The sequence below is a fragment of the Turicibacter sp. HGF1 genome (assembly GCF_000191865.1).
Lineage (GTDB): Bacteria > Bacillota_I > Bacilli_A > MOL361 > Turicibacteraceae > Turicibacter > Turicibacter sanguinis.
In genome coordinates, this window is sequence record NZ_AEXQ01000133.1 from 1 (window position 1) to 20,413 (window position 20,413).

Below are 20,413 nucleotides of genomic sequence, written 5' to 3' on the forward strand. Positions count from 1 at the left end.
TTTTATGACCTTTTCCATGATAAAATTTTCAAGTTCAATCCCTTGACGAATCACCACTTGTGGACGAAGAACATTAAATCCTTTCGCTTGGAAAAATGGAATAGCAGTTATTGAGGCATGCGTCTCAATCCGATGATTTTGACGTTTTACCTTCTGTTCTAATGCCTCATAGATTAAAGTTGCAACTCCTTGACGTTGGTAATTGGCATGAACATATAAACAATCTAAATATCCATCACAATCAATATTTCCAAACCCTACGATTTTTTCCTTGATCAATGCAACGACTGTATAGGAGGACAAAAAGCGTTTATTCCATTTTTGAGTCTCAACTTCTTTTGGAGCCCATACTTCTAATTGCCTTAAGGAGTAATCTTTTTGATTAATTTGATGAACGGTTTGATAGAATAATTCAGTCAAAAAAACACAATCTTCAGCGATATAGCTTCTAATTTCTATCTCTAACATTTTCTTTACCTCTTAGAGGTAAGCCTTATCAATCACAATCACACATCGATAAGTTGGATGACTCTGTCTAATTTGAGTAATCACTGCATCTTTAATTTGATCTTCCGTCAATTCTTTTGTTAACTTACTACCGTCCACGACTAAGTCAAACACAAGATTTTTATTCGGTTCATGACCAATAATTCGAAAATCATGCATCGATAAAATAGCCGGATGTGTTGCGATAATTTTATCTAGTTCCCTTTTCATTTCTTTAATTTCATCGGTTTCAATACAAACTGGATCCATATGAACCACGAGATGAAGCTTGAGGGCTTCTGAAATTTCACGTTCAGCTTGGTCAATAACATCATGGATGGTCATAATATCCTGGTCAGCTGGAATTTCAGCATGAATCGAAGCCATAATACGTCCGACTCCGTAGTTATGAATGACTAAATCATGAGCGCCTGTAATTAAATCATATGATAAAATTCGTTCATAAATATCATTGACTAGTTCCTCATCTGGAGCTTCTCCAAGTAGAGGACTAATCGTTTCTTTCACTAACGTGTAACCGGCGTATAAAATGAAACCTGCTACTAAAACCCCAGCATATCCATCAACTGGAAAGCTTGTAAAACGAGCGGCTAAAAAAGAAATTAAAACGGTACTTGAAGTGAAAACGTCTCCAAGTGCATCCACAGAGGCTGCCTTTAACGCTGACGAGTTTACCTTCTCTCCCATTACTTTATTAAAACGACTCAACCAAAGTTTAACTACTACCGAAATCGCTAATAAAATAAATGACACGATTTCAAATTGAATAACACTGGGATTTAAAATTCGTTCAACTGATGATTTAATGAATTGGACTCCAACTAACATCACCATAAAAGCTACAAGCAAAGCTGATAAATATTCTAAACGACCGTGTCCATGTGGATGTTCTTTATCAGCTGGAAGATTTGCCAGTTTAACCCCAATCATCGTGATCACGGATGAAGCGGTATCTGAGAAATTATTAAAAGCATCTGCCATCACCGCAATACTTCCCGTTAAGACACCAACAGAGAATTTAACTATAAAAAGTAAGATGTTCGCTAAAATTCCAATAATCCCTGCGATGTAAACATATTGCGTTCGTACTTCTTCTCGTTCGAGTTGATCATAATTTTTAATAAAGAGTTTAGTTAACCAATTGATAAACATAAACACAATCTCCATTCTTTTATTAAACATATTATCACTCTAATATGTTATCCTATTCATTCGCTTTTGAGAAGCATTTAAGGTAAAATAATCCTATAACATCTAAATTTAGGGAGGGTTATCATGCAAGATTTTCACTATCAAAATGGAACAAAGATTATTTTCGGTCGTGAGACTGAAGCAAGCGTGGGTCAGGAATTAAAAAAATATACAAACAAGGTGCTACTGCATTATGGGGGCGGTTCAATTAAGAAAACTGGGCTTTATGACAAAGTGATGCACTCACTTCATGAGGCTGGAATTGAAGTCTTTGAACTTGGAGGAGTTAAACCAAACCCTCGTCTTTCACTGGTTCGAAAAGGAATTAACCTTTGTCAAGAACAAGAAATTCCATTTATTTTAGCAGTTGGTGGAGGGAGTGTAATTGATTCTGCTAAAGCAATTGCAGCAGGCGTTCACTATGAAGGTGATGTTTGGGATTTATTCTGTGGCGTTGCTGTTGAACATGAGTGTTTACCACTCGCGACTATTTTAACCATTCCCGCTGCCGGTAGCGAAACAAGTAGTGGAACGGTTGTCACAAACGACGAAATTGGTTTAAAACGTAGTTTCGGTCATGAATCGTTACGCCCTGTTTTTTCAATTTTAAATCCTGAGTTAACCTTTACTCTTCCCACCTATCAAACAGCCTGTGGAATTGCTGATATGTTAGCACATGTTTTAGAACGCTATTTTACTAACGAACGTCATGTTGACATAACAGACCGCTTATGTGAAGCTACCATGAAATCAATTATTGATAATGGTTTACGTGTCATGAATGATCCCTTCAATTATGATATTCGTGCAGAACTGATGCTTGCTGGAATGATTGCCCATAATGGCAGTTTAGATATGGGCCGTATTGGCGATTGGGCAAGTCATGATATTGAACATGAATTAAGTGGCATGTATGATATTGCTCATGGAGCAGGTCTTGCTATCATCTTCCCCGCTTGGATGAAATATGTCTATCATCATGATGTTAATCGTTTTGCTCAATTCGGAAGTCGCGTCTTCAATTTAGAGATCAACTTAAATCATCCAGAAGAAACAGCTTTACTGGCAATTGAAAAACTTGAATCATTCTTTAAAGCTTTAGGACTTCCAACTTCTTTTAGCAATGCCGATCTTCCAACTGATCATATTGAAGAATTAGCTCAAAAGTTAGTTTGTGATTGTGACTCTGTTGGAAACTATGTTCCAATTAAAGAAGCAGACGCGCTCGAAATTTATCGATTAGCTCTATAAAGGTGACGTCTACTTCACAAAATTTTCGTCACCTTTTGAATTCAGTTTAAGTTTTCTTAAGTAGGAACAACGGAGTACTACTTGTATCTTAAAAAGTGTATCGATATGATACACTTTTTTTATTAAACGTTTTGAGCGCTTTGATAGGTTCTGACAAGCATTCTTAAAAAATTATAACAAACAAAGGCTATGACTGCTGTTGCTAAAAATAATTCGATCCCAGAAAGTTGTTTAATCAAAACTCCTAATCCTTCTAGTTCGTGGTTTATTAAATGGTTAGAAAAGCTAGTCGAAGCAACAGTTCCGATTGCTAATGGGAAGGTTAATCCTGCAAAGCCTGGATGGAAAGAAAATCTAAAAAATTTGGGAATGTTATAGAGAATAAAAATGAATGAACTAAAAATAACGGCATAAAGCCCATATAAAATAAGTGGATTAGGCTCTGCAAAAACATTTAAGAAACTCACTATTACTAAACTTCCTGGGGCAATCAAAATCGCCGTTGTATGATAAAGTTGTTCTGCAATGGGACGTTTTAACAAACGAAGAATCATGAACGGCATAATGATAATAAACATCACTAATCCATACCAACAGATCACTTCTTGCAAAACTTGATTTCCCATTGCACTCCCAACGACGGTTGATACAAGTAACCCATCATAAGTCACAAACCAAGTTGGCGTAAAGGAATCCTTATTCACTCCTTTCACTACATGCTCATAAGTAAAAACAACCGTATGAATTAAATGAAGCAATATTCCGATATACCAAAAAGCCTTTCCTATTGTTTCCTCATAATTGACCAGATAACTTCCTATAATCATCGTCAACATGGAAAAAGTCCCATACAGACTAGCTGGAACAGCCTGCTTATACTCAGATTTAAAAATTCGAAAGTGAACTGTTATTTTAAGTAATGCTGCTAACCAGACCAAAATAGCCACCATCATAGCAAGATGCTTTAAGATTGGAAAACCAAGTAATAAATAGATATTCGATAGCGTGACCAGCCCAACTGAAGTGGCTAGTACTCCAACAGGTAGATGACCTATCTTTTCTAATAATCTCATACTCTAGCACTCCATTTCTTTTTTAAAATTACTATTTCTATTTGCTATCTTTAGTTTATCCAAAGTTATTCAAAGCATAATTAATTTACGCATAAAAAAACCAACACTGATTCAAATCAATGTTGGTTTTATCAATAAGGGGTAAATTACATTTTAAAAGGGCTATTAATTAATCATTATTTTTGATAAGACTTCACAAAAAGTCTTACAAAGTTATAGAAAACAAAAGCAATAATTGCCGTTGTCATATAGATTTGAATGCCTGAAACTTCTTTAATAAATGCTCCAAGTGTTTCCATTCCCTGTGCCATTAAGAAGTTTGACATTTTCATTGACGCCACCACTCCAATTGCTAGTGGGAATGTTAATCCTGCAAAGCCTGGGTGGAATGCAGGTTTAAAAAATTTAGGGATACTGATTAAAATAAAAATTAACGTTGCAAAGACTGCTGCGTATAAACAATAAACCACGACAGCATTAGGGTTTGGGATGACGTTTAAATAACTAACTAAACATAAACTACTTGGTGCTAATAAAATAGCACTTGTATGATATAAAGCATCCGGGATTGGTCGTTTAATCATACGGATAATCATAAATGGGATAATAATGATAAAGACTGTAATTCCATAAAAGACAATACATTTTGATAACATTGGCTCGTTCATAGCCGTTCCAACAACGGTTGAAACTAGTAATCCGTTATAAGTTACAAACCAACTTGGAATAAAGGTCTCTTTTTTCACACCTTTAATCACATTTCGATATGTAAAAATTAAAATATGCAGAATATGAAGACAAACACCTGTTAACCAAATGGCTTTTCCAATTGTCTGTTGATAGCTAAAGATATAACTCCCTAGGATCATCGTTAACATGGTAAAAGTGGCATATAAACTAGCTGGAACGACATTTTGATACTCTTGTTTAAATGTTTTAAAATGAACCGTGATTTTAATGAACGCAGCAATCCAAATCACTGCTGCAATCATCATACTCACATGACGAATGCCTGTGTATCCAAGCGTCAAATAGACGTTAGAAAGCGTCGCCATCCCAACACAGGTTGCAATCACTCCAACCGGAAGATTTGCAATCTTACTAATCAAATTTTTCATACGTTGAAACTCCTCTTTCGTTTTTAACTACCAATACAAAATACTCTCTACTTTTCTTGATACGTATATTCACAGTTATCTGTTAAATGGAAGAAATCAGAATAATCAATATTGAAGATAGATTTTTCCACTTTTGAGATGTTTATCTTTTCTTTAATCAATTGTGTTAAGACACCCGAATAAGATAAATCTCCTTGGATAATCGCCCCATAGATTACTCCATCTTTATGGATAATTTTTTTATAATTTAAAGCTTCGTCACAGTCTATTTCAACCGTGTAAGTTTCATCTGCTGGTTCTGGTGTTCCAAGTGACATCGTTGGAATATGTAAAAAATTCATGGTTGATTTACTTGCAAAGAAATCTGTTAACTCACGTGTTTTTCCACACATATTACTTACTGCAATAATTCCTTCTTTAACAGCTGCTGGCCAAATTGGATTTCGTCCTGAAATATCTCCCGCACCAAATACTGATTCATCATTGGTTTGACCATATTCGTTAAAAATAAGTCCAAATCGATCGCATTCAATTCCACTACCTTCTAAGAAGGCAACATTTGAACGAACACCCGTCGCCACAATCAAGAAATCACAAGGAATCGTTAATCCATTGGATAAGACTAATTCTTTGACTGCTCCTTCATCATCTAAGATGACTTCTTGCACCGCAGTATCATAATATTGAGTCACCCCTTCGTTTGTAAAAGCATCTTGATATCGTTTAGCAGCCTTTTTATCTAACTGAATTGAGAGCATATGTCCTTTAAACTCAACTAATGTTAAATTTTTTCCATAGTGTAGCAGACCTGTTAAGGCATCAATCCCAACAAGCCCTGCCCCCATTACCACGATATTTGTTGCTAATTTCGCTTTTTCTTTGATTTCAATCGCATCATCTAAGTTACGAAGGCCATAAACATTTTTAGCTTCTTTTAAATTTTTCACTGGAGGGAAGAAGGTTGAAGCACCTGTTGCTAGTAAAACTTTATCATAAGAAACAACATCACCATTAGATAAGGTCAACTCTTTTTTATCCTTATCTAATGCCTCAACACTTACTCCTTTAATCCATTTAATCTTATTTCTTTCAATAAATCCATCTTCTACGAATTCAAGTTTTTTGATATCTCGGATTCCCTCTAAATAATGATGTAGAATACAACGTGAATAGATGTACTCATCTTTTGAAATTAAGGTGATGTTAGCGTCTGGTTCCATTTGGCGTAAATACTTTGCACCATTCACACCTGCGGCTGAGGCACCGACAATGACATAGTTCATGTTATTTTACCTCCTCAAGTGTGATAGCTTCCATTGGACAATTTGCGACACATTGAGGTGTTTTACATTCTGTCGAAGTACACATATCACATTTCATAATATATTTTTGTTCAAAACGGTCCGCTCTTAAAACACCGTAAGGGCATGCCATAATACACATATAGCAACTTGCACAACGTGTTTTATCATATTGAACATATCCTGTTTCTTGATTTTTACTCATGGCACCTGTCATACACGTATAAACACATTCTGGTAAATCACAATGACGACAGAAAATAGGACTATTTTTTCCTTTACTATCAATCACGACACGGTTTCTTGAATCTTCACTATCATGAGACACAATACATGCTGTGACACATGTTAAACAACTAATACACTTGCTGCGATCAATCTTAATGCGTTCCATGTTTATGCCCCCTTCACTTTTTTGATTTGAACTGGTGTACTCTTATAAGATGGTTCTTTTGAATAACTATCATATAATGATGGTGTTAAGGCATTCGTTTCAATATAGTGAATCGGTGCAAATAACTCATCATAAGCAACTGTATCTGAAATCATGGCCATAAATTGTTTACTTACACCATTGATTGAAGACACTTCAATGATTTCTTGATTTTCAATTCCTAATTCTTTAGCAAGTTTTTCATTAATATGAATGTAGGCTTGATGTGACACGGCATCATTAACGTAAGGAATTTCACGTGTTCTTGATTGGGTATGCCATTGTCCAACCGTTCCACGACCTGTATTTAGGATATAAGGGAAATCCTCACTCAGTTTTAATGGGTTATCCATTGGATTTTCAAACATAAATTTTGCTTTTTTACTTGGTGTATAGAATTGACCATCTTCATATAAACGACGTTGATCTTCTGTTAAAACATCGCCTTCTTTAAATGGCCATTGAATTCCTTTAGAATCTACTAATCCATCATAGTCCACACCTGTAATATCACATGGCATTCCTTTTGAACATTTTTTCATTAAGTTAAACACATCACGAGGGGTTTGCCACGCATCTAGTAATGAACCCATTCCAAGTGCTTTTCCAACATTTAAAATCACATTGAAATCATTCATTTCGTTCTCTTCCATTTGTAACGCAGGACGAACGGCTGATAAACGACGTTCTGTATTAATAATCGTTCCTTCTTTTTTAAGACCTGAAACAACTGGGAAGAACACATCACAATTTTCTGAGCTTTCTGTATCATCATAAATATCTTGAACGATAAAGAGTTCTAATTTCTCCATAGCTTCTTTAAAGGTTTCATTATTAATCCATGAATGACGAGGATTTGTACATAAAATCCAAAGAGCTTTAATTTCTCCTGCATTGATTTTCTCAATGATTGCATTATAAGGAAGCGTTGGTTTAGTTGGAAGTAAAGACTCCTCTATTCCTAGTGCATTCGCAACAGCTGCACGTCTCACTGGATTATCGTAATCTCCACCCCCATATAATCCGGCTGTATTACTAAAAAGTCGAGATCCCATTGCATTACTTTGTCCGGTAATTGAGTTAGCTCCTGTTCCTGGACGTCCAATGTTTCCAGTCATTAGAGCAATATTAATAATGGCCTGAGCATTACGAACGGCTTCATAGCCTTGGTTAATTCCCATTGTCCACCAAAGTGAAACATTTTTTCCTTCATGAATCATCGTTGCTAATTCAAGAACTTGTTGTGCCGTGATATGTGTTTTTTCTTCAACTTGATCTAATGTATAGTCTTTGACAAATTCTTTAAAAGCTTCAAAGTTTTCAGTATGAGCTTCGATATAAGCTTCATCAATCCATCCTTTTTCAATTAACGTATTTGCTAACGTATACATTAACGTTAAATCTGACTTCGCTTTTAAACGATAGAAATAATCGGCACGTTTAGCTGTCTCAGAATTACGTGGATCAATGACAATCACTTTTTTACCTGGAATTTTATTAGCTTTGATTCGTCCCCAAATAATTGGATGTGCCACCACAGGGTTGGCCCCAATTAAAATAATCGTATCCGATAATTCAAAATCATTTAACGTATACGGTGGGGCATCGAATCCAAAGCTTTGTTTATGTGCAACAACACTTGTCGCCATACATAAACGTGTATTTCCATCTACATTAGCCCCCATGAAGTTACGCATGACATGTCCATATAACGCCATTTCTTCAAGAGTTAATTGTCCGGTACTAATTCCGGCTACACTTTCGCGACCATATTTTTCGCTAATTTCTGTTAATTTAGAGGCCGTATATTGAAACGCTTCATCCCAAGAAACATGTTTAAAACTTCCATCTTCCTGTTTTAAACGAGGTAATGGATTAGGTTTAATGATAGAATGTTGTTTATCTAAATTAAGACCTTTTATACATGAAAATCCATTATTGACAGGATACCCTTTTGTTGGAATGACTTTTTTTATTGTTTCATCTTCAACCATAAAATCGATATTACATGCTAAAGAACAATAGTTACAAGTTGATTGTACTTTTTTCATAAATAACTCCTTTTATTAAGACGGGATTTTTTCTTCCTTATTGTATCCAAAACTTTCAAATTCATGAATAATCCCTGACATTTCAATCTCACATCATCAACGGTATCATCTGATGGATTATACGTATCGAACACCATTCCAATACACATTATCTTTAACAATGATTTCATCATTTAGCTCGATTCCGTCAAGTGCCCATTTTTTGAACTCCATAAATCCTGTTCGGTCCACAATATAGCCGATATGTTCTTTTCCACCTGGTGCTTCTTTATCGATATATTCTGTTACATATTTATACGTATTTGTAATGACTTTTACAATTGTATCTTCATCTGCCCAAATCATAAAGTCTTCCGCTAAACGTGGATTTTTCTTACCTGTACGTCCCATAATCACTAAACGATAATATTTTTTCTGACTACGCGTCCAGGCAGCTGTTGGACATTGAATCACACATTCTCCACATCCGATACATTTAGATCCATCACGTAACACTTTAAAGTTCTCAGCACTTAAAGCTCCCGTTGCCTTTTTCTTACAAGCCCTTACGCAAGCTCCACAAGAAATACAACGATCTTTATCATATTGCGGCATCGTCATCCCAATAATTCCAAAGTCTTGCATACGTGCTTTTATACAGTCATTTGGACATCCCGTTAATGCAATTTTAAAGTGTAAATCATTTGGGAAAATTTCTTTTTCAATACGTTTGGCAAACTTCGTTGTATTATAGTTTGCAAAAGGACAAACGTTATTTCCAATACAAGCTGAAACGTTACGTGTTCCCGCTGCTGAGTATCCTGTTCCTTCCACTTCTTGATTGATCTCAAGTTCATCAATAATCGGTTGAAGTAATTCATTAACTTTCGGAATATCTTCAAATTTAATGCCTGGAATTTCAAAACCTTGACGGATTGTAATATGCACTGATCCATTTCCATAAGTATTAGCAATATCATAAATTTTTAATAATAAATCAGCTTTTAAATAACCTCCCGGTACACGCACCCTAGATGCTGTAACCCCTCGATGCTTAGTAACACGGAAAGCATTTTTTTTAAGTGACTTTGTATTCATATCCATGTGACTAACCTCCCTAGTCGATTAAATCTTTTCCTTTAGTGTAATTGAAAACGGGTCCATCTAAGCAGATATACGTATCATCAATTTTACAGTGACCACATTTCCCAATTCCACAACACATTTTACGTTCTTGCGAAATCCAAATTTGCTCCTGTGCAATGCCACGTTTTAAAAATTCTTGAACCGTAAAATGCATCATCATAGGAGGTCCAACCACAATCACTTGAACTTCATTTAAATTCTCAATGTTCAACTCTGGAATGTACTTGGTTACTAACCCAACATTTCCAGTATACCCTTCTGGTGCCTGATCCACGGTTAAAATCACATTGGCTGATGTTTCCCATCGTGCTAAATCTGACTTAAATAATACATCTTCAGGTGACTTAAATCCTGTGATTAATGTAAATCCTTTCGTTTGATCTGAATGCGTCGCAAAATAATCTACTACACCACGCACCGGCGATAATCCTGTTCCACCTGCTACGACAATTAATTCTTTATCTTTATATAGCTCCACATCAAATCCATTTCCATAAGGACCACGTAAGAATAACTTGTCACCAACATATGTATTGAAGATTTCGTTTGTCACACGCCCCACTTTACGAATCGTTAAATCTACAAAATCTTCTCCGATTCCACTTACTGAGATGGGAGCCTCTCCATACTTTGGAATCGATACTTCAAAGAATTGTCCTGGTTTCACATCTCCCGTGAATGACATTCGGAATGTATACTCAATTTCAGTATGTTGAATGACTTCTTTTATTTCTGATAAAAATGGGATGTATTCATTGATTTCCATATTACTCCACCTCATCCATCGCTTTTTCTAATTTATTGATACAATTTGAAAACGAGATATACTCTGGACAAATATCATCACAACGTCCACAACCCACGCACATATGATATCCAAATCGCTTTTTATAGTCATAAATTTTGTGCATGACTTTAAAACGCATTTTTTGTCCATTTGTTTGTCTAAATGAATGTCCCCCAGCCATATCCGTAAAGCCATGAACTTGACAAGAAGCCCAAACACGACGACGTTCTCCACATTTTTGATTGTCTTTGTAAAAAATATCTTGCATTGTATAGCAAGTACACGTTGGACAAACAAAATTACAACGTCCACAACCGATACAACGAGCACTATACTCTTCCCAAACAGGTGAGTAGACAACTCGAAGATCTAATTTTTCTGGGATCTTAACACGAGTCGGATTACTAGTCACAAATTGTGGTTTAATTTCAGTTGAATTATGGTCTAATTCCACTAAAAGCTTTCTTAATTCTTCATCCTTTACATCGAATGAAACGACGTCTCCTTCAACATGAATATATGACTCATACTGATCAAAGCGATTGGTTTCCATATCCACACAGAAGCAACTTTCAAAACTTTGTGCACATCCCATAACAACGAACTTTGTTTTTTCACGGAACTTTTTATAATAAATATCCTCGAATCCACCATTATTTAAATAGATTTCATCTAAACGACGAACGGCATGCATATCACAGCTTCTTAAGAAAATTAATATTTTCTCTTCATTCATCTTTGCTTCTTTTACCTCATCCTCTGTAAAGAAGAATAACGTTTGTGTGATTGGTAGAATCACTTCTTTATATGAAAAACTTGATTTAACATCAAAAATAATCTCTTCAATTGATTGAATCTCTCCATAGCGAACACGATCAGTATCTGAAAATGTCCCTTGCCCCTTAAAATTTTTAGGAGCATAAATACGATACTCTTTGTTAAGTGTGGCTAAGACTGTATTAAAATCTGATTTATTCATCTTTAATCCCATCATAAAACCTCATTTCTTAGGAAATAAAAAAACTCGTTGCTTAGTTTTCACTAGAACGAGGTTATTGTATACTATTTCACAACTAAATTCCGTGATAAAAATCACACATTGGGTGATTTTTATCACAAATAAGTGTTTTTTTTGACTTTTATTTAGTTTTGTGGTAATCACCTAATGCTTTAAGGTCCGATATATATATTTTCTTATGTTCATATCTAACTAACCCAGCATCAATTAATTTTTTCAACGCTCTTGAGACAGTTTCTCGTTGTGCACCCACCAATTGTGATAAATAAACAACACTTAACGGAATATCAATCACATATCCATCTGATGTTGGAATTCCATAGTCATGACAAAGGCGATAAAGTTTAGCTGCTATTTTTTTTTCCATTGCAATATTAGTTGGAGCATTTTTTAATTGTCGATATGTTCGTCGAAGTTTAGATGAATACTGACCCAACACAGCTTTTGTTAACTCAAAATCTGTTTGCATTAATTTAATAAACATCGCCTTTTCATACGCTAACATACAACATTCTTCAAAACATTCACAATTAACGGCACTGGGAAGATTTTGAACTAAATCATCATTCAAAATATGACCCTGGTCTAGAATAAAAATAATTCGCTTTTCACCGTTCTCACTTAATTTATAAACAGAAACCTTTCCACTTAACACAATATAAACTAATTCTGTCACCTCACGGTCCCGAATGACGTACTCTCCTTTTGAAAAATGACAGACTCTTACCTCTTCTTTTAACTTTTGAATGGTATTTTTTGATACAGTTGAAAATAAGGCCATTTTGTTGAAAACCGACTCATGAATTTTTTGCATATCCATTCTTCGCTCCTATCTTTGCGTCTCAACTCACTCTTTTCTATTTATTTTCTACCCACTGTTACTCACTATCATACAATTAAACCAAAAAAATTAAAACTATCATTTTTTTCAACCATCATCCGTCTATTTGTCATACCTTATTAAAATCCTAAACTATTCACTTAAAATTTAGGTTAAAATAAAAAACCTCTTATCCAGATTGATAAGAGGTTTTTTATTGATTTGATAACTTTCCCATTCGATATAAAAACCAAATCACAAATAGAATAATGACCAAGAGACTTGCAAACGAACTTCCTGTATAACCATTTTCTGTAATTCCTGTATCTGTTGTCGAACAAGATTGGCACGTCGTATCCGTCGTTGTCACACTCATATTTCGCTGCAAATTAACCATTTCATTCCCTCCCTCTATACCCTATTCTTTTTCATGATTCGCGTATAGGAAAAGCACCTAAAACTAGGTGCTTTTTCTGATTATAAGATGATGATTAGAGCTAAATAAGCAAAGAATGATAACGTCGCGATAATATGCCAACGTCTCATATTTTTAGCTTTTGTCATGAGATAACCTGTGATTCCAATGAACAACATAACTGCTGAAAATCCTAAATACTTCATAAAACTTGGTGTTCCAAATTTCATGATGGTCTCCCCAAGCATTCCTAAAATAGCTAATGATCCTAATACAATATGAGTATTTCGTAAAAACTTTGATTTTTTATTCATCATTCTAGGAATGTAATAGATTAATAATGCTCCAAAAAAACACGTATGTGATAACATTTGTTCAACTCCTTAATTTTTAATAGTCTCAATTTTAACGAAGAAGTAGTAAAACTTACAAAGAATTAAAAGGATTAAAAATAAACGCATATGTAAACTATCAATTAAAATAAATGGAAACATTAACATAAAATCGGCAAATAATAAAATCGTCCATTTTTGTTTTAATGTCATTTTTTTACTTTCAACAAACGTTTCTAAATGCTTTTGATATAACTTTGTTCCTTTAAACCATCGATCAAAGCGATCCGAACCTTTTACAAAACAAACTGATGCTAAAAGTAAAAAGGGCGTCGTGGGTAAAACTGGAAGGATTACACCAATTAATCCAAGTCCCATTGAAAGTAATCCAATCGTTACTAATAAACCTTTTTTTACTTTGTTCATACTTTTTCCTCTCCTTAATAAAACCAATGTTTGATAAATTCAACTGGGCGATAAATCAACAGTCTTGGCCCTGAAAATCTCATCACTTCTTTGACTTTCATTTTCATATCTTTTTTATAGCAATGAATCGGACACTTTCGACAAGCCGTTTTTTCATCACCAAACTTACAAAAACTTAATCGTTTGTGCGCATACTCTAATAATGCTTGGCACTCTTCACAAAGGTCCTTTTGATGTTGATGTTTTTTATGACAATAAATTTCAATCATTAACTGAATAATTTGTTTTTCTTTCTCCACTCTTCCTAACTTTTTCATAAACCCTCCTTATCAATGATAATCATTATCACTATAGTTTTAAAAAGGAAGAGGATTATTGAAATCCTCTTTAATTTTGATATAACTTTTGATTTTCTAAACGATAGACCTTCTCACAGATTGCAGTCGTTGACTTACGATGTGAAATTAAAATAACCGTTTTATCTTGTCCATAGTCTTGAATTGATTTTAAAATCGATCCTTCATTTAAAGCATCTAAGTTACTTGTTGGCTCATCTAAAATTAAGACATCACCATTATGTAAAAACGCACGAGCTAATCCTAAACGTTGCTTCTCACCAGATGAGACCATTCCACCAAGCTCCCCAACTTTTGTTTGATAACCTTTCGGTAAACTTTCAATAAATTCATGAATCGATGCCTTTTTAGCAGCTTCTATTACCTCTTCAAGACTTGCATCCTTGCAACCAATTTTAATGTTATTTTCAATCGTATCATTAAATAAATACGTCTCTTGACTAACAAGAGTTTGTTTCAATCTTAATGAGGCCGTTGGAATTGACTTAATATTCGTTCCGTCAATGAAGACATGACCTTTTTTTGTGTCAAAATAGCGCATTAATAACTTAATAAACGTACTTTTTCCAATTCCACTTTCTCCGATTAATGCTAACTTTTCACCTTTTTCAATGTGAATCGATGCTTCATCAAGTAATAAGTGCTCACTATTTGGATAGGCAAATGAAACTTGATCTAGTGTCATCTCATTCATCGTCAGTGGCATTTGTCCGCTCACTTCTTCAACTTGTGGCATTTCATCTAGTAACTCGAATAAACGCTCGGCACAGGCAAACGTATGAGCTAATGTGTTCGATAAATTACTTAATGCAACAACCGGTCCAAATGAAGAAGCAATCACAACAGGCGCTACTAAAACTAATGTTAAAGTCACGGCTCCGATTGAGTAAAGGTATGCTCCAACTCCTAGGAATACAAGCATTGCAAGCGTAATAATGGTACTTGTAATTCCCGTCACGATCCCTTCGTGATCTTTAATTTTACGAATACTTTCATTTAACTCCTCAGACTTTTGATTTAATTGAGTTAAGCGTTCCTGTCCTTGATTAAATAGTAAAATCTCTTTTAATCCACGTAATGAATCTAGAATATATTGATTACTACTTCCAAACTCACGACGATAATTAACCCCAGCCTCACTTACTAATTTCGAAGAAGCGTAAGGGACCACAAATCCAACTAAAATAAAGAAGAAGGCTGCTAACACCCCATAAATCGGATGAATGAACCATAAAAGTGCCGTAATCATCGAATTGGTTAAAATCGCAATTGCAATCGGCGCAATCGTATGTGCATAAAAGACTTCAAGTAATTCAATATCAGATGTAATCAGTGAAATTAAATCTCCTTTATCACGTCCTTCTAATTTTGCGGGAGCAAGTGTACGAAGTTTAGCAAAGATTTTATCACGCAATAAATATAAAATTTTAAAGGCAATATAATGTCCTGATAATTGTTCTCCATAACGAAGTAATCCACGCATCACGGCACAAACTGCCATGATGGTGATAGCTGCTTTAAATGAAACAATAGTAGCTCCTTCAACTAATGTTCCAAGTGCTACTGCTGCAAAACTAGCAATGGAGATAGCTGTTAAAAACCCTAAAACTCCAAGGGTAATTGTAATCATCATCACCCCAACTAATGGCTTTAATTCTTTTAAGAGGCGCATCATAATCTTAAATCCAGATTGACGTTTCATCTACTCCACCTCCCTAATCATTTCTAATTGTTGTTGACTTTCAACCATGTGAGCGTAAACTCCATTTTGACTCATTAAATGATCATGTGTTCCCGATTCAACCAGTGTTCCTAATTTAAACACATGAATTGCTTTCGCACGTTTCACGCTTGCTAAACGATGTGAAATGACTAAAATTGTTTTTTGCTGTGATAACTCATAAATAGCATCCCAAATCGCTTCTTCGCTTTCAACATCAATATTTGAAGTTGCTTCATCAAAAATAATCACATCACGATTCGCTAAAATCACACGTGCTAAAGCTAAACGTTGTTTTTGTCCACCTGATAATGAACTTCCATTTTCTGAAACTTCAGTTTCTAAACCTTTTGGTAGTCCAGCAATAAACTGATCAAGTCGTGCCATTTTTAAGGTTTGATTCACTTCTTCTGATGTAGCATCACGTTTTGCCATTAGTAAATTTTCTTTAATGCTTCCTTTAAAAATATGACTATGCGCTGAAACTAATGACACATGCTCATATAAAGCTTCAGTTTTTAACTGAGTTAAATCTACTCCATTGATTAAGATACGTCCACTAGTTGGTCGTTTTTGTCCAATTAATAACGTCGCCATTGTACTTTTTCCACTTCCACTTTCCCCAACAATTGCAGTTAAACCGCCATTTGTTAAGTCAAATGAAATGTCATTTAGAACTTGGCGTTCTCCATCATAACTAAAGTTAATGTTCTCCACTTCAATCTTCACAGATGAATCCTTTTTAAAATCACAAGGGTTCTTAACTGCCACTTCTTCTGTATCCAATAAAGCAAAGATTCGATCACTTGCCGCCATTCCATTCATCGCAATATGGAAGTAAGATCCAAGTAATCGCATTGGAATAAAGAATTCAGATGATAGTAAAATAATGACAATTAATTCTCCAACATTTATGGCACCCTTTTGGAATTGATAAAGAGCGACAATCGTTCCTAGTGCTGAACCCCCAAAAGCAATTAAATCCATAATATTAATTGAATTTAGCTGCATACTTAACAATTTCATCGTAATACGACGGAACTTTTCCGCTTCTTCATTCATTTCAAGATGCTTAATGTCATCTTGTCCATAAACTTTTAAAGTCGTTAGTCCTTGTAAGTTTTCGAGGAATGTATCTCCAAGATCCGCATAGTTATTCCAATAATCTTTCATGATACGTTTAGCGACTTTCATTAAGGCAATAATTGATATTGGAATTAATGGGACACAGGCAATAAATACTAACGCGACTTTCCAAGAAATCGTTGAAATGACGACAAATAGAGTTAAAGGAGCTAATAATGAATAGAAAAATTGAGGTAAATATTTCCCAAAATAAATTTCTAGCTGTTCAACTCCTTCAATTGAAATCTGAACAATTGTTGAGGTTGGCTGTGATTTTTGATAATCCATTCCTAAGCGTAATAACTTTTCATAAATTAAAGAACGTAAGGTACTACGTGCTTTTGCTGATGATTTATACGAGAATTTTCCATAATAATGGTGAGCAATAAATTTTGCAATCAATAAGATAATAATTAACGGAATAGCAACCGCTAATGTTAAATGTTTCGTCAAATAAAAATGACTTAATCCTTTTGATAACGTCTCCCCCGCTACCATTGCATTAATAAATAATCCCATCATAAAGATAATGGCAATGTTACATATAATCCCAATCCAACTACAAAGGAGGGTTAAAAACATATATTTTTTAGACTCTTCACAAATCGAGATGAGTCGTTTATTAATCATCATACACTTCTCTCCTATCTACTGTTGATAATGATTATCAAATTCATAATTAGATTATATCATAGGTCATAAAAAAAACTTTAACTATATTTAGATTTTTACCATCAAAATATAGTTAAAGTTTCCCAATTAATGTTCCACGAACCACAAATCGATTTTTAATCGGCCCAAAGTAGATGAAAGGATGACAAGTTACCAAAGTTAACGTGGGAGTTTTCGTTTGCTCGAAAATAAAGGAATCATCCGGATTTAACACATGAATCTCATTCACTTCATAAATCCATGTCCCATAAATCGTTTGAACGAAAATCTCATCACCGACTGCAATGGCTTGAAGTTCCCATAAAAACTCCTCTCGATGCCCGTAAATTAAGCAATTCCCATTTTCACCAGGTAACACGGATAAAGGATCATGACCAAGCCCCTTCGTCAATTGCTGATTCTCAATCCCCTGATAGAGCGGGATAGGAATTTCTTTTAAGTAACTGACACTTCCAATGCGAGCATTAGTAGAGGGAATCTCATCATATACCATTGAAAATAACTCTCGCATCGATAAATCAAGGCTATTTAATCCCAGTGGTAGTTGCCACGTTAAGGATGCTTGTTCTTTATAATATTGCATCCGAGCTAAATTTCCAATCGGGATTAAAAAGCAAATGAATCCGATTAATATGAATAATTGACTTAATCTCTGTCTCATTTGATAAAAGACGCAACCGCTTCGCGTCATATTCACATCCCTTGCAAATCATTCTTCTTTAGTTTATCACTCCTTTTAAAAGCTATTCATCAAAAAAGTATCCCTGTCTGCTTGACATCATGCGAGCCGCTTGCATTCGTACTGCTTTTTTAACTCCAATTTTTCATAACAGCGAAATGCTAATTCATTTAATCATCCCCCATATTTTCATTGAGTTTATCCGGTTGTTTATCACCCTCTGATTTTGATATTTTTTCTAGTATTTCTTGCTCTGCCAACGGCGTCATTTACTTTTGTACCAATCCAAGCCTAAATCTACTTCCACATATATAAAGTGAATCATCCTCTAGATATAAGACTGATTAGTCACCTTTCTCCTCTACGTGTTTTGAATCATACATCCTTTTTTCTTTACTTGATATTTTTATTAATGATCGATCATTTTTCAAACCCATCTTTAATTGGTAATTTTTTCTATTAACCTTCTTTAGATTTTAGTAGAATGTGGTATAATATCTTAAACTGTAAATAAAAAGACCTGTAACCCCAGACACTAATTAGGATTGGGAAATGAAGATCCCAGACTATAACTTTGATAGGGAGCAATCATCGTCTTATTATTTCAAAGGAGGAGTAACTAGATGCTAGATCACTTGTTAATTCAAGATGTGTTAGATGAAGCCTTATCTATGGGCGCTGATTTTGCCGAACTTTACGTTGAGCAAACCGATTCTCAAACCATCACGATGGTGGGAGGAAAAGTGGATAAAGCTAATCGTGGTGAAGACTATGGAGTTGGTATTCGATTGTTTCAAGGAACCAATTGTGTCTATGGTTACACCAATGATTCCACTCGCGAAAACTTACTCAAAACCGCACGTGAAATTGCACAAGCTTTAGTTGGTCAACAAATTATAAAACCCTTAAACTTAGTGCGTCAAGAGATTGTAAATCAACATCTTATAAAATTAAATTTAGAAGATGTTCCTGCTTCAAGACGAATTGAAAAAATGCGGCAAGCGAGTGAATGGATTAAAAACTATGATGCTTCTATTTCTCAAAGCTCGATTAATCTATCTGAGAAAAAACAAAATGTTTTGATTGCTAACTCTGAGGGAGCTCTTGTTGAAGACTCACGTACATATACACGTATGTATCTCACAGCTGTTGCCTCAAATGAATCTGAGATGCAAACAGGATCTCATGGACCTGGTGCTCATCAAGGATTTGAATTTATTGAAAATCTTGACCTTGAATTCTATGCAAAAGATGCGGCTCGACAAGCTGTTACGATGTTAAAGGCTGGGCTTTGCCCAAGTGGTAAAATGCCAGTTGTGATTGATAACGGGTTCGGAGGCGTGATTTTCCACGAAGCCTGCGGTCATGGGCTCGAAGCTAGTTCCGTTTCAAAAGGCTTGTCGGTCTTTTCTAGTAAATTAGGTCAAAAGGTAGCCAGTGAGTTTGTGACAGCCATTGATGATGGAACGATTCCAAATGCTTGGGGATCACTGAATGTCGATGATGAAGGAACGAAAACACAGCGTAACGTCTTAATTGAAAATGGGATTTTAAAAAGCTATCTGGTTGATAAATTAAATGGGCGTCGCATGAATATGGCTTCTACCGGTTCTTCACGCCGACAAAATTATCGATTTGCTCCAACCTCTCGTATGACCAATACCTTTATCGCTAACGGACCTCATACACGTGCAGAAATAATCGCAAATACTGAATACGGTCTTTATGCTAAAAGCATGGGTGGTGGTTCTGTTAATCCTGCAACAGGTGATTTTAACTTCGCAGTGAACGAAGGTTATATTATCCGTAATGGTCAAATCGCAGAACCCGTTCGTGGAGCTACTTTAATCGGAAATGGACCTCAAATCTTACATCAAATTGATATGGTCGGTGAAAATTTAGCACGAGCACAAGGAATGTGTGGGGCTTCAAGTGGCTCAATTCCAACGGATGTCGGTCAACCTGCCCTACGTGTTAAAGAAATTACAGTTGGTGGAGCAAAGGGGGAATAAG

The 20,413-nt window shown here is 35.1% G+C and carries 20 protein-coding genes; 2 read left to right on the plus strand and 18 right to left on the minus strand.

Going from position 1 to position 20,413, the window contains the following annotated elements; all coding sequences use genetic code 11:
* Together HMPREF9402_RS12875 and HMPREF9402_RS12880 are read right to left on the minus strand one after the other, a co-directional pair.
* On the minus strand, positions 1 to 468 hold a 468-nt coding region (locus tag HMPREF9402_RS12875), incomplete at its 3' end, for a GNAT family N-acetyltransferase (RefSeq protein ID WP_009607594.1).
* A gap of 12 nt (positions 469 to 480) precedes the next feature.
* Entirely contained in the window at positions 481 to 1,659 is a 1,179-nt protein-coding gene (locus HMPREF9402_RS12880; RefSeq protein WP_006783541.1) for a cation diffusion facilitator family transporter, read from the minus strand.
* Between the two features lie 123 nt (positions 1,660 to 1,782).
* Between HMPREF9402_RS12880 and HMPREF9402_RS12885 the strand changes: the two genes are divergently transcribed.
* A complete protein-coding gene (locus HMPREF9402_RS12885; protein ID WP_009607590.1) occupies positions 1,783 to 2,949 on the plus strand; it encodes an iron-containing alcohol dehydrogenase in 1,167 nt (388 codons plus the stop codon).
* Positions 2,950 to 3,071: 122 nt separating this feature from the next.
* On the opposite strand, the gene HMPREF9402_RS12890 is transcribed toward HMPREF9402_RS12885, so the two are convergent.
* The 16 genes from HMPREF9402_RS12890 to HMPREF9402_RS12965 all read right to left on the minus strand — a co-directional run bounded on the left by HMPREF9402_RS12890 (position 3,072) and on the right by HMPREF9402_RS12965 (position 18,412).
* Entirely contained in the window at positions 3,072 to 4,022 is a 951-nt protein-coding gene (locus HMPREF9402_RS12890) for a TDT family transporter (protein WP_009607595.1), read from the minus strand.
* 176 nt (positions 4,023 to 4,198) lie between these two features.
* Positions 4,199 to 5,140 (minus strand): TDT family transporter, encoded by a 942-nt coding sequence (locus HMPREF9402_RS12895; RefSeq protein ID WP_009607598.1) that lies wholly within the window; start codon positions 5,138 to 5,140, stop codon positions 4,199 to 4,201.
* A gap of 47 nt (positions 5,141 to 5,187) precedes the next feature.
* The gene (locus HMPREF9402_RS12900) at positions 5,188 to 6,423 is read right to left on the minus strand and encodes an NAD(P)/FAD-dependent oxidoreductase (RefSeq protein WP_009607591.1); all 1,236 of its coding nucleotides are present in this window, start codon (positions 6,421 to 6,423) and stop codon (positions 5,188 to 5,190) included.
* Position 6,424: 1 nt separating this feature from the next.
* Entirely contained in the window at positions 6,425 to 6,835 is a 411-nt protein-coding gene (locus tag HMPREF9402_RS12905; protein WP_006783536.1) for a 4Fe-4S dicluster domain-containing protein, read from the minus strand.
* Between the two features lie 2 nt (positions 6,836 to 6,837).
* Positions 6,838 to 8,925: a molybdopterin oxidoreductase family protein gene (locus HMPREF9402_RS12910; RefSeq protein WP_009607601.1), complete on the minus strand. Its 2,088-nt coding sequence runs from the start codon at positions 8,923 to 8,925 to the stop codon at positions 6,838 to 6,840.
* Between the two features lie 117 nt (positions 8,926 to 9,042).
* Positions 9,043 to 10,008 carry a sulfite reductase subunit C gene (gene asrC, locus HMPREF9402_RS12915; protein WP_009607592.1) on the minus strand — a complete coding sequence of 322 codons (966 nt, stop codon included), beginning with the start codon at positions 10,006 to 10,008 and terminating at the stop codon, positions 9,043 to 9,045.
* Positions 10,009 to 10,021: 13 nt separating this feature from the next.
* Positions 10,022 to 10,816, minus strand: coding sequence for an anaerobic sulfite reductase subunit AsrB (gene asrB / locus HMPREF9402_RS12920; RefSeq protein WP_006783533.1), 795 nt, complete (start codon positions 10,814 to 10,816; stop codon positions 10,022 to 10,024).
* Between the two features lies 1 nt (position 10,817).
* Positions 10,818 to 11,828: an anaerobic sulfite reductase subunit AsrA gene (gene asrA, locus HMPREF9402_RS12925; protein ID WP_039931085.1), complete on the minus strand. Its 1,011-nt coding sequence runs from the start codon at positions 11,826 to 11,828 to the stop codon at positions 10,818 to 10,820.
* A gap of 148 nt (positions 11,829 to 11,976) precedes the next feature.
* Positions 11,977 to 12,675 (minus strand): Crp/Fnr family transcriptional regulator, encoded by a 699-nt coding sequence (locus tag HMPREF9402_RS12930; protein ID WP_006783531.1) that lies wholly within the window; start codon positions 12,673 to 12,675, stop codon positions 11,977 to 11,979.
* Between the two features lie 214 nt (positions 12,676 to 12,889).
* Entirely contained in the window at positions 12,890 to 13,072 is a 183-nt protein-coding gene (locus HMPREF9402_RS12935; RefSeq protein WP_006783530.1) for a hypothetical protein, read from the minus strand.
* 80 nt (positions 13,073 to 13,152) lie between these two features.
* Positions 13,153 to 13,461, minus strand: a complete 309-nt coding sequence (locus tag HMPREF9402_RS12940) for a hypothetical protein (RefSeq protein WP_006783529.1) — start codon at positions 13,459 to 13,461, stop codon at positions 13,153 to 13,155.
* Positions 13,462 to 13,473: 12 nt separating this feature from the next.
* Positions 13,474 to 13,848: a YbaN family protein gene (locus HMPREF9402_RS12945; RefSeq protein ID WP_006783528.1), complete on the minus strand. Its 375-nt coding sequence runs from the start codon at positions 13,846 to 13,848 to the stop codon at positions 13,474 to 13,476.
* 14 nt (positions 13,849 to 13,862) lie between these two features.
* Complete coding sequence (locus HMPREF9402_RS12950) at positions 13,863 to 14,165, minus strand: nitrous oxide-stimulated promoter family protein (protein ID WP_009607599.1); 303 nt, start codon at positions 14,163 to 14,165, stop codon at positions 13,863 to 13,865.
* A 70-nt stretch (positions 14,166 to 14,235) separates the two neighbouring features.
* Entirely contained in the window at positions 14,236 to 15,906 is a 1,671-nt protein-coding gene (gene cydC / locus HMPREF9402_RS12955) for a thiol reductant ABC exporter subunit CydC (RefSeq protein WP_009607603.1), read from the minus strand.
* A complete protein-coding gene (locus HMPREF9402_RS12960) occupies positions 15,907 to 17,682 on the minus strand; it encodes an ABC transporter ATP-binding protein/permease (RefSeq protein ID WP_009607596.1) in 1,776 nt (591 codons plus the stop codon). It abuts the gene before it with no gap.
* Positions 17,683 to 17,794: 112 nt separating this feature from the next.
* Positions 17,795 to 18,412, minus strand: a complete 618-nt coding sequence (locus HMPREF9402_RS12965; protein WP_006783524.1) for a class D sortase — start codon at positions 18,410 to 18,412, stop codon at positions 17,795 to 17,797.
* Positions 18,413 to 19,023: 611 nt separating this feature from the next.
* Here HMPREF9402_RS12965 and HMPREF9402_RS12970 point away from each other — a divergent pair.
* Positions 19,024 to 20,412: a TldD/PmbA family protein gene (locus HMPREF9402_RS12970; RefSeq protein WP_009607593.1), complete on the plus strand. Its 1,389-nt coding sequence runs from the start codon at positions 19,024 to 19,026 to the stop codon at positions 20,410 to 20,412.
* Position 20,413 lies beyond the last annotated feature (1 nt).

Coding starts and splice junctions, on each gene's coding strand:
- HMPREF9402_RS12880 (WP_006783541.1), bottom strand. CDS start 1,659: ATGTTTATCAATTGGTTAACTAAACTCTTTATTAAAAATTATGATCAA.
- HMPREF9402_RS12885 (WP_009607590.1), top strand. CDS start 1,783: ATGCAAGATTTTCACTATCAAAATGGAACAAAGATTATTTTCGGTCGT.
- HMPREF9402_RS12890 (WP_009607595.1), bottom strand. CDS start 4,022: ATGAGATTATTAGAAAAGATAGGTCATCTACCTGTTGGAGTACTAGCC.
- HMPREF9402_RS12895 (WP_009607598.1), bottom strand. CDS start 5,140: ATGAAAAATTTGATTAGTAAGATTGCAAATCTTCCGGTTGGAGTGATT.
- HMPREF9402_RS12900 (WP_009607591.1), bottom strand. CDS start 6,423: ATGAACTATGTCATTGTCGGTGCCTCAGCCGCAGGTGTGAATGGTGCA.
- HMPREF9402_RS12905 (WP_006783536.1), bottom strand. CDS start 6,835: ATGGAACGCATTAAGATTGATCGCAGCAAGTGTATTAGTTGTTTAACA.
- HMPREF9402_RS12910 (WP_009607601.1), bottom strand. CDS start 8,925: ATGAAAAAAGTACAATCAACTTGTAACTATTGTTCTTTAGCATGTAAT.
- asrC (WP_009607592.1), bottom strand. CDS start 10,008: ATGGATATGAATACAAAGTCACTTAAAAAAAATGCTTTCCGTGTTACT.
- asrB (WP_006783533.1), bottom strand. CDS start 10,816: ATGGAAATCAATGAATACATCCCATTTTTATCAGAAATAAAAGAAGTC.
- asrA (WP_039931085.1), bottom strand. CDS start 11,828: ATGGGATTAAAGATGAATAAATCAGATTTTAATACAGTCTTAGCCACA.
- HMPREF9402_RS12930 (WP_006783531.1), bottom strand. CDS start 12,675: ATGGATATGCAAAAAATTCATGAGTCGGTTTTCAACAAAATGGCCTTA.
- HMPREF9402_RS12935 (WP_006783530.1), bottom strand. CDS start 13,072: ATGGTTAATTTGCAGCGAAATATGAGTGTGACAACGACGGATACGACG.
- HMPREF9402_RS12940 (WP_006783529.1), bottom strand. CDS start 13,461: ATGTTATCACATACGTGTTTTTTTGGAGCATTATTAATCTATTACATT.
- HMPREF9402_RS12945 (WP_006783528.1), bottom strand. CDS start 13,848: ATGAACAAAGTAAAAAAAGGTTTATTAGTAACGATTGGATTACTTTCA.
- HMPREF9402_RS12950 (WP_009607599.1), bottom strand. CDS start 14,165: ATGAAAAAGTTAGGAAGAGTGGAGAAAGAAAAACAAATTATTCAGTTA.
- cydC (WP_009607603.1), bottom strand. CDS start 15,906: ATGAAACGTCAATCTGGATTTAAGATTATGATGCGCCTCTTAAAAGAA.
- HMPREF9402_RS12960 (WP_009607596.1), bottom strand. CDS start 17,682: ATGATGATTAATAAACGACTCATCTCGATTTGTGAAGAGTCTAAAAAA.
- HMPREF9402_RS12965 (WP_006783524.1), bottom strand. CDS start 18,412: ATGACGCGAAGCGGTTGCGTCTTTTATCAAATGAGACAGAGATTAAGT.
- HMPREF9402_RS12970 (WP_009607593.1), top strand. CDS start 19,024: ATGCTAGATCACTTGTTAATTCAAGATGTGTTAGATGAAGCCTTATCT.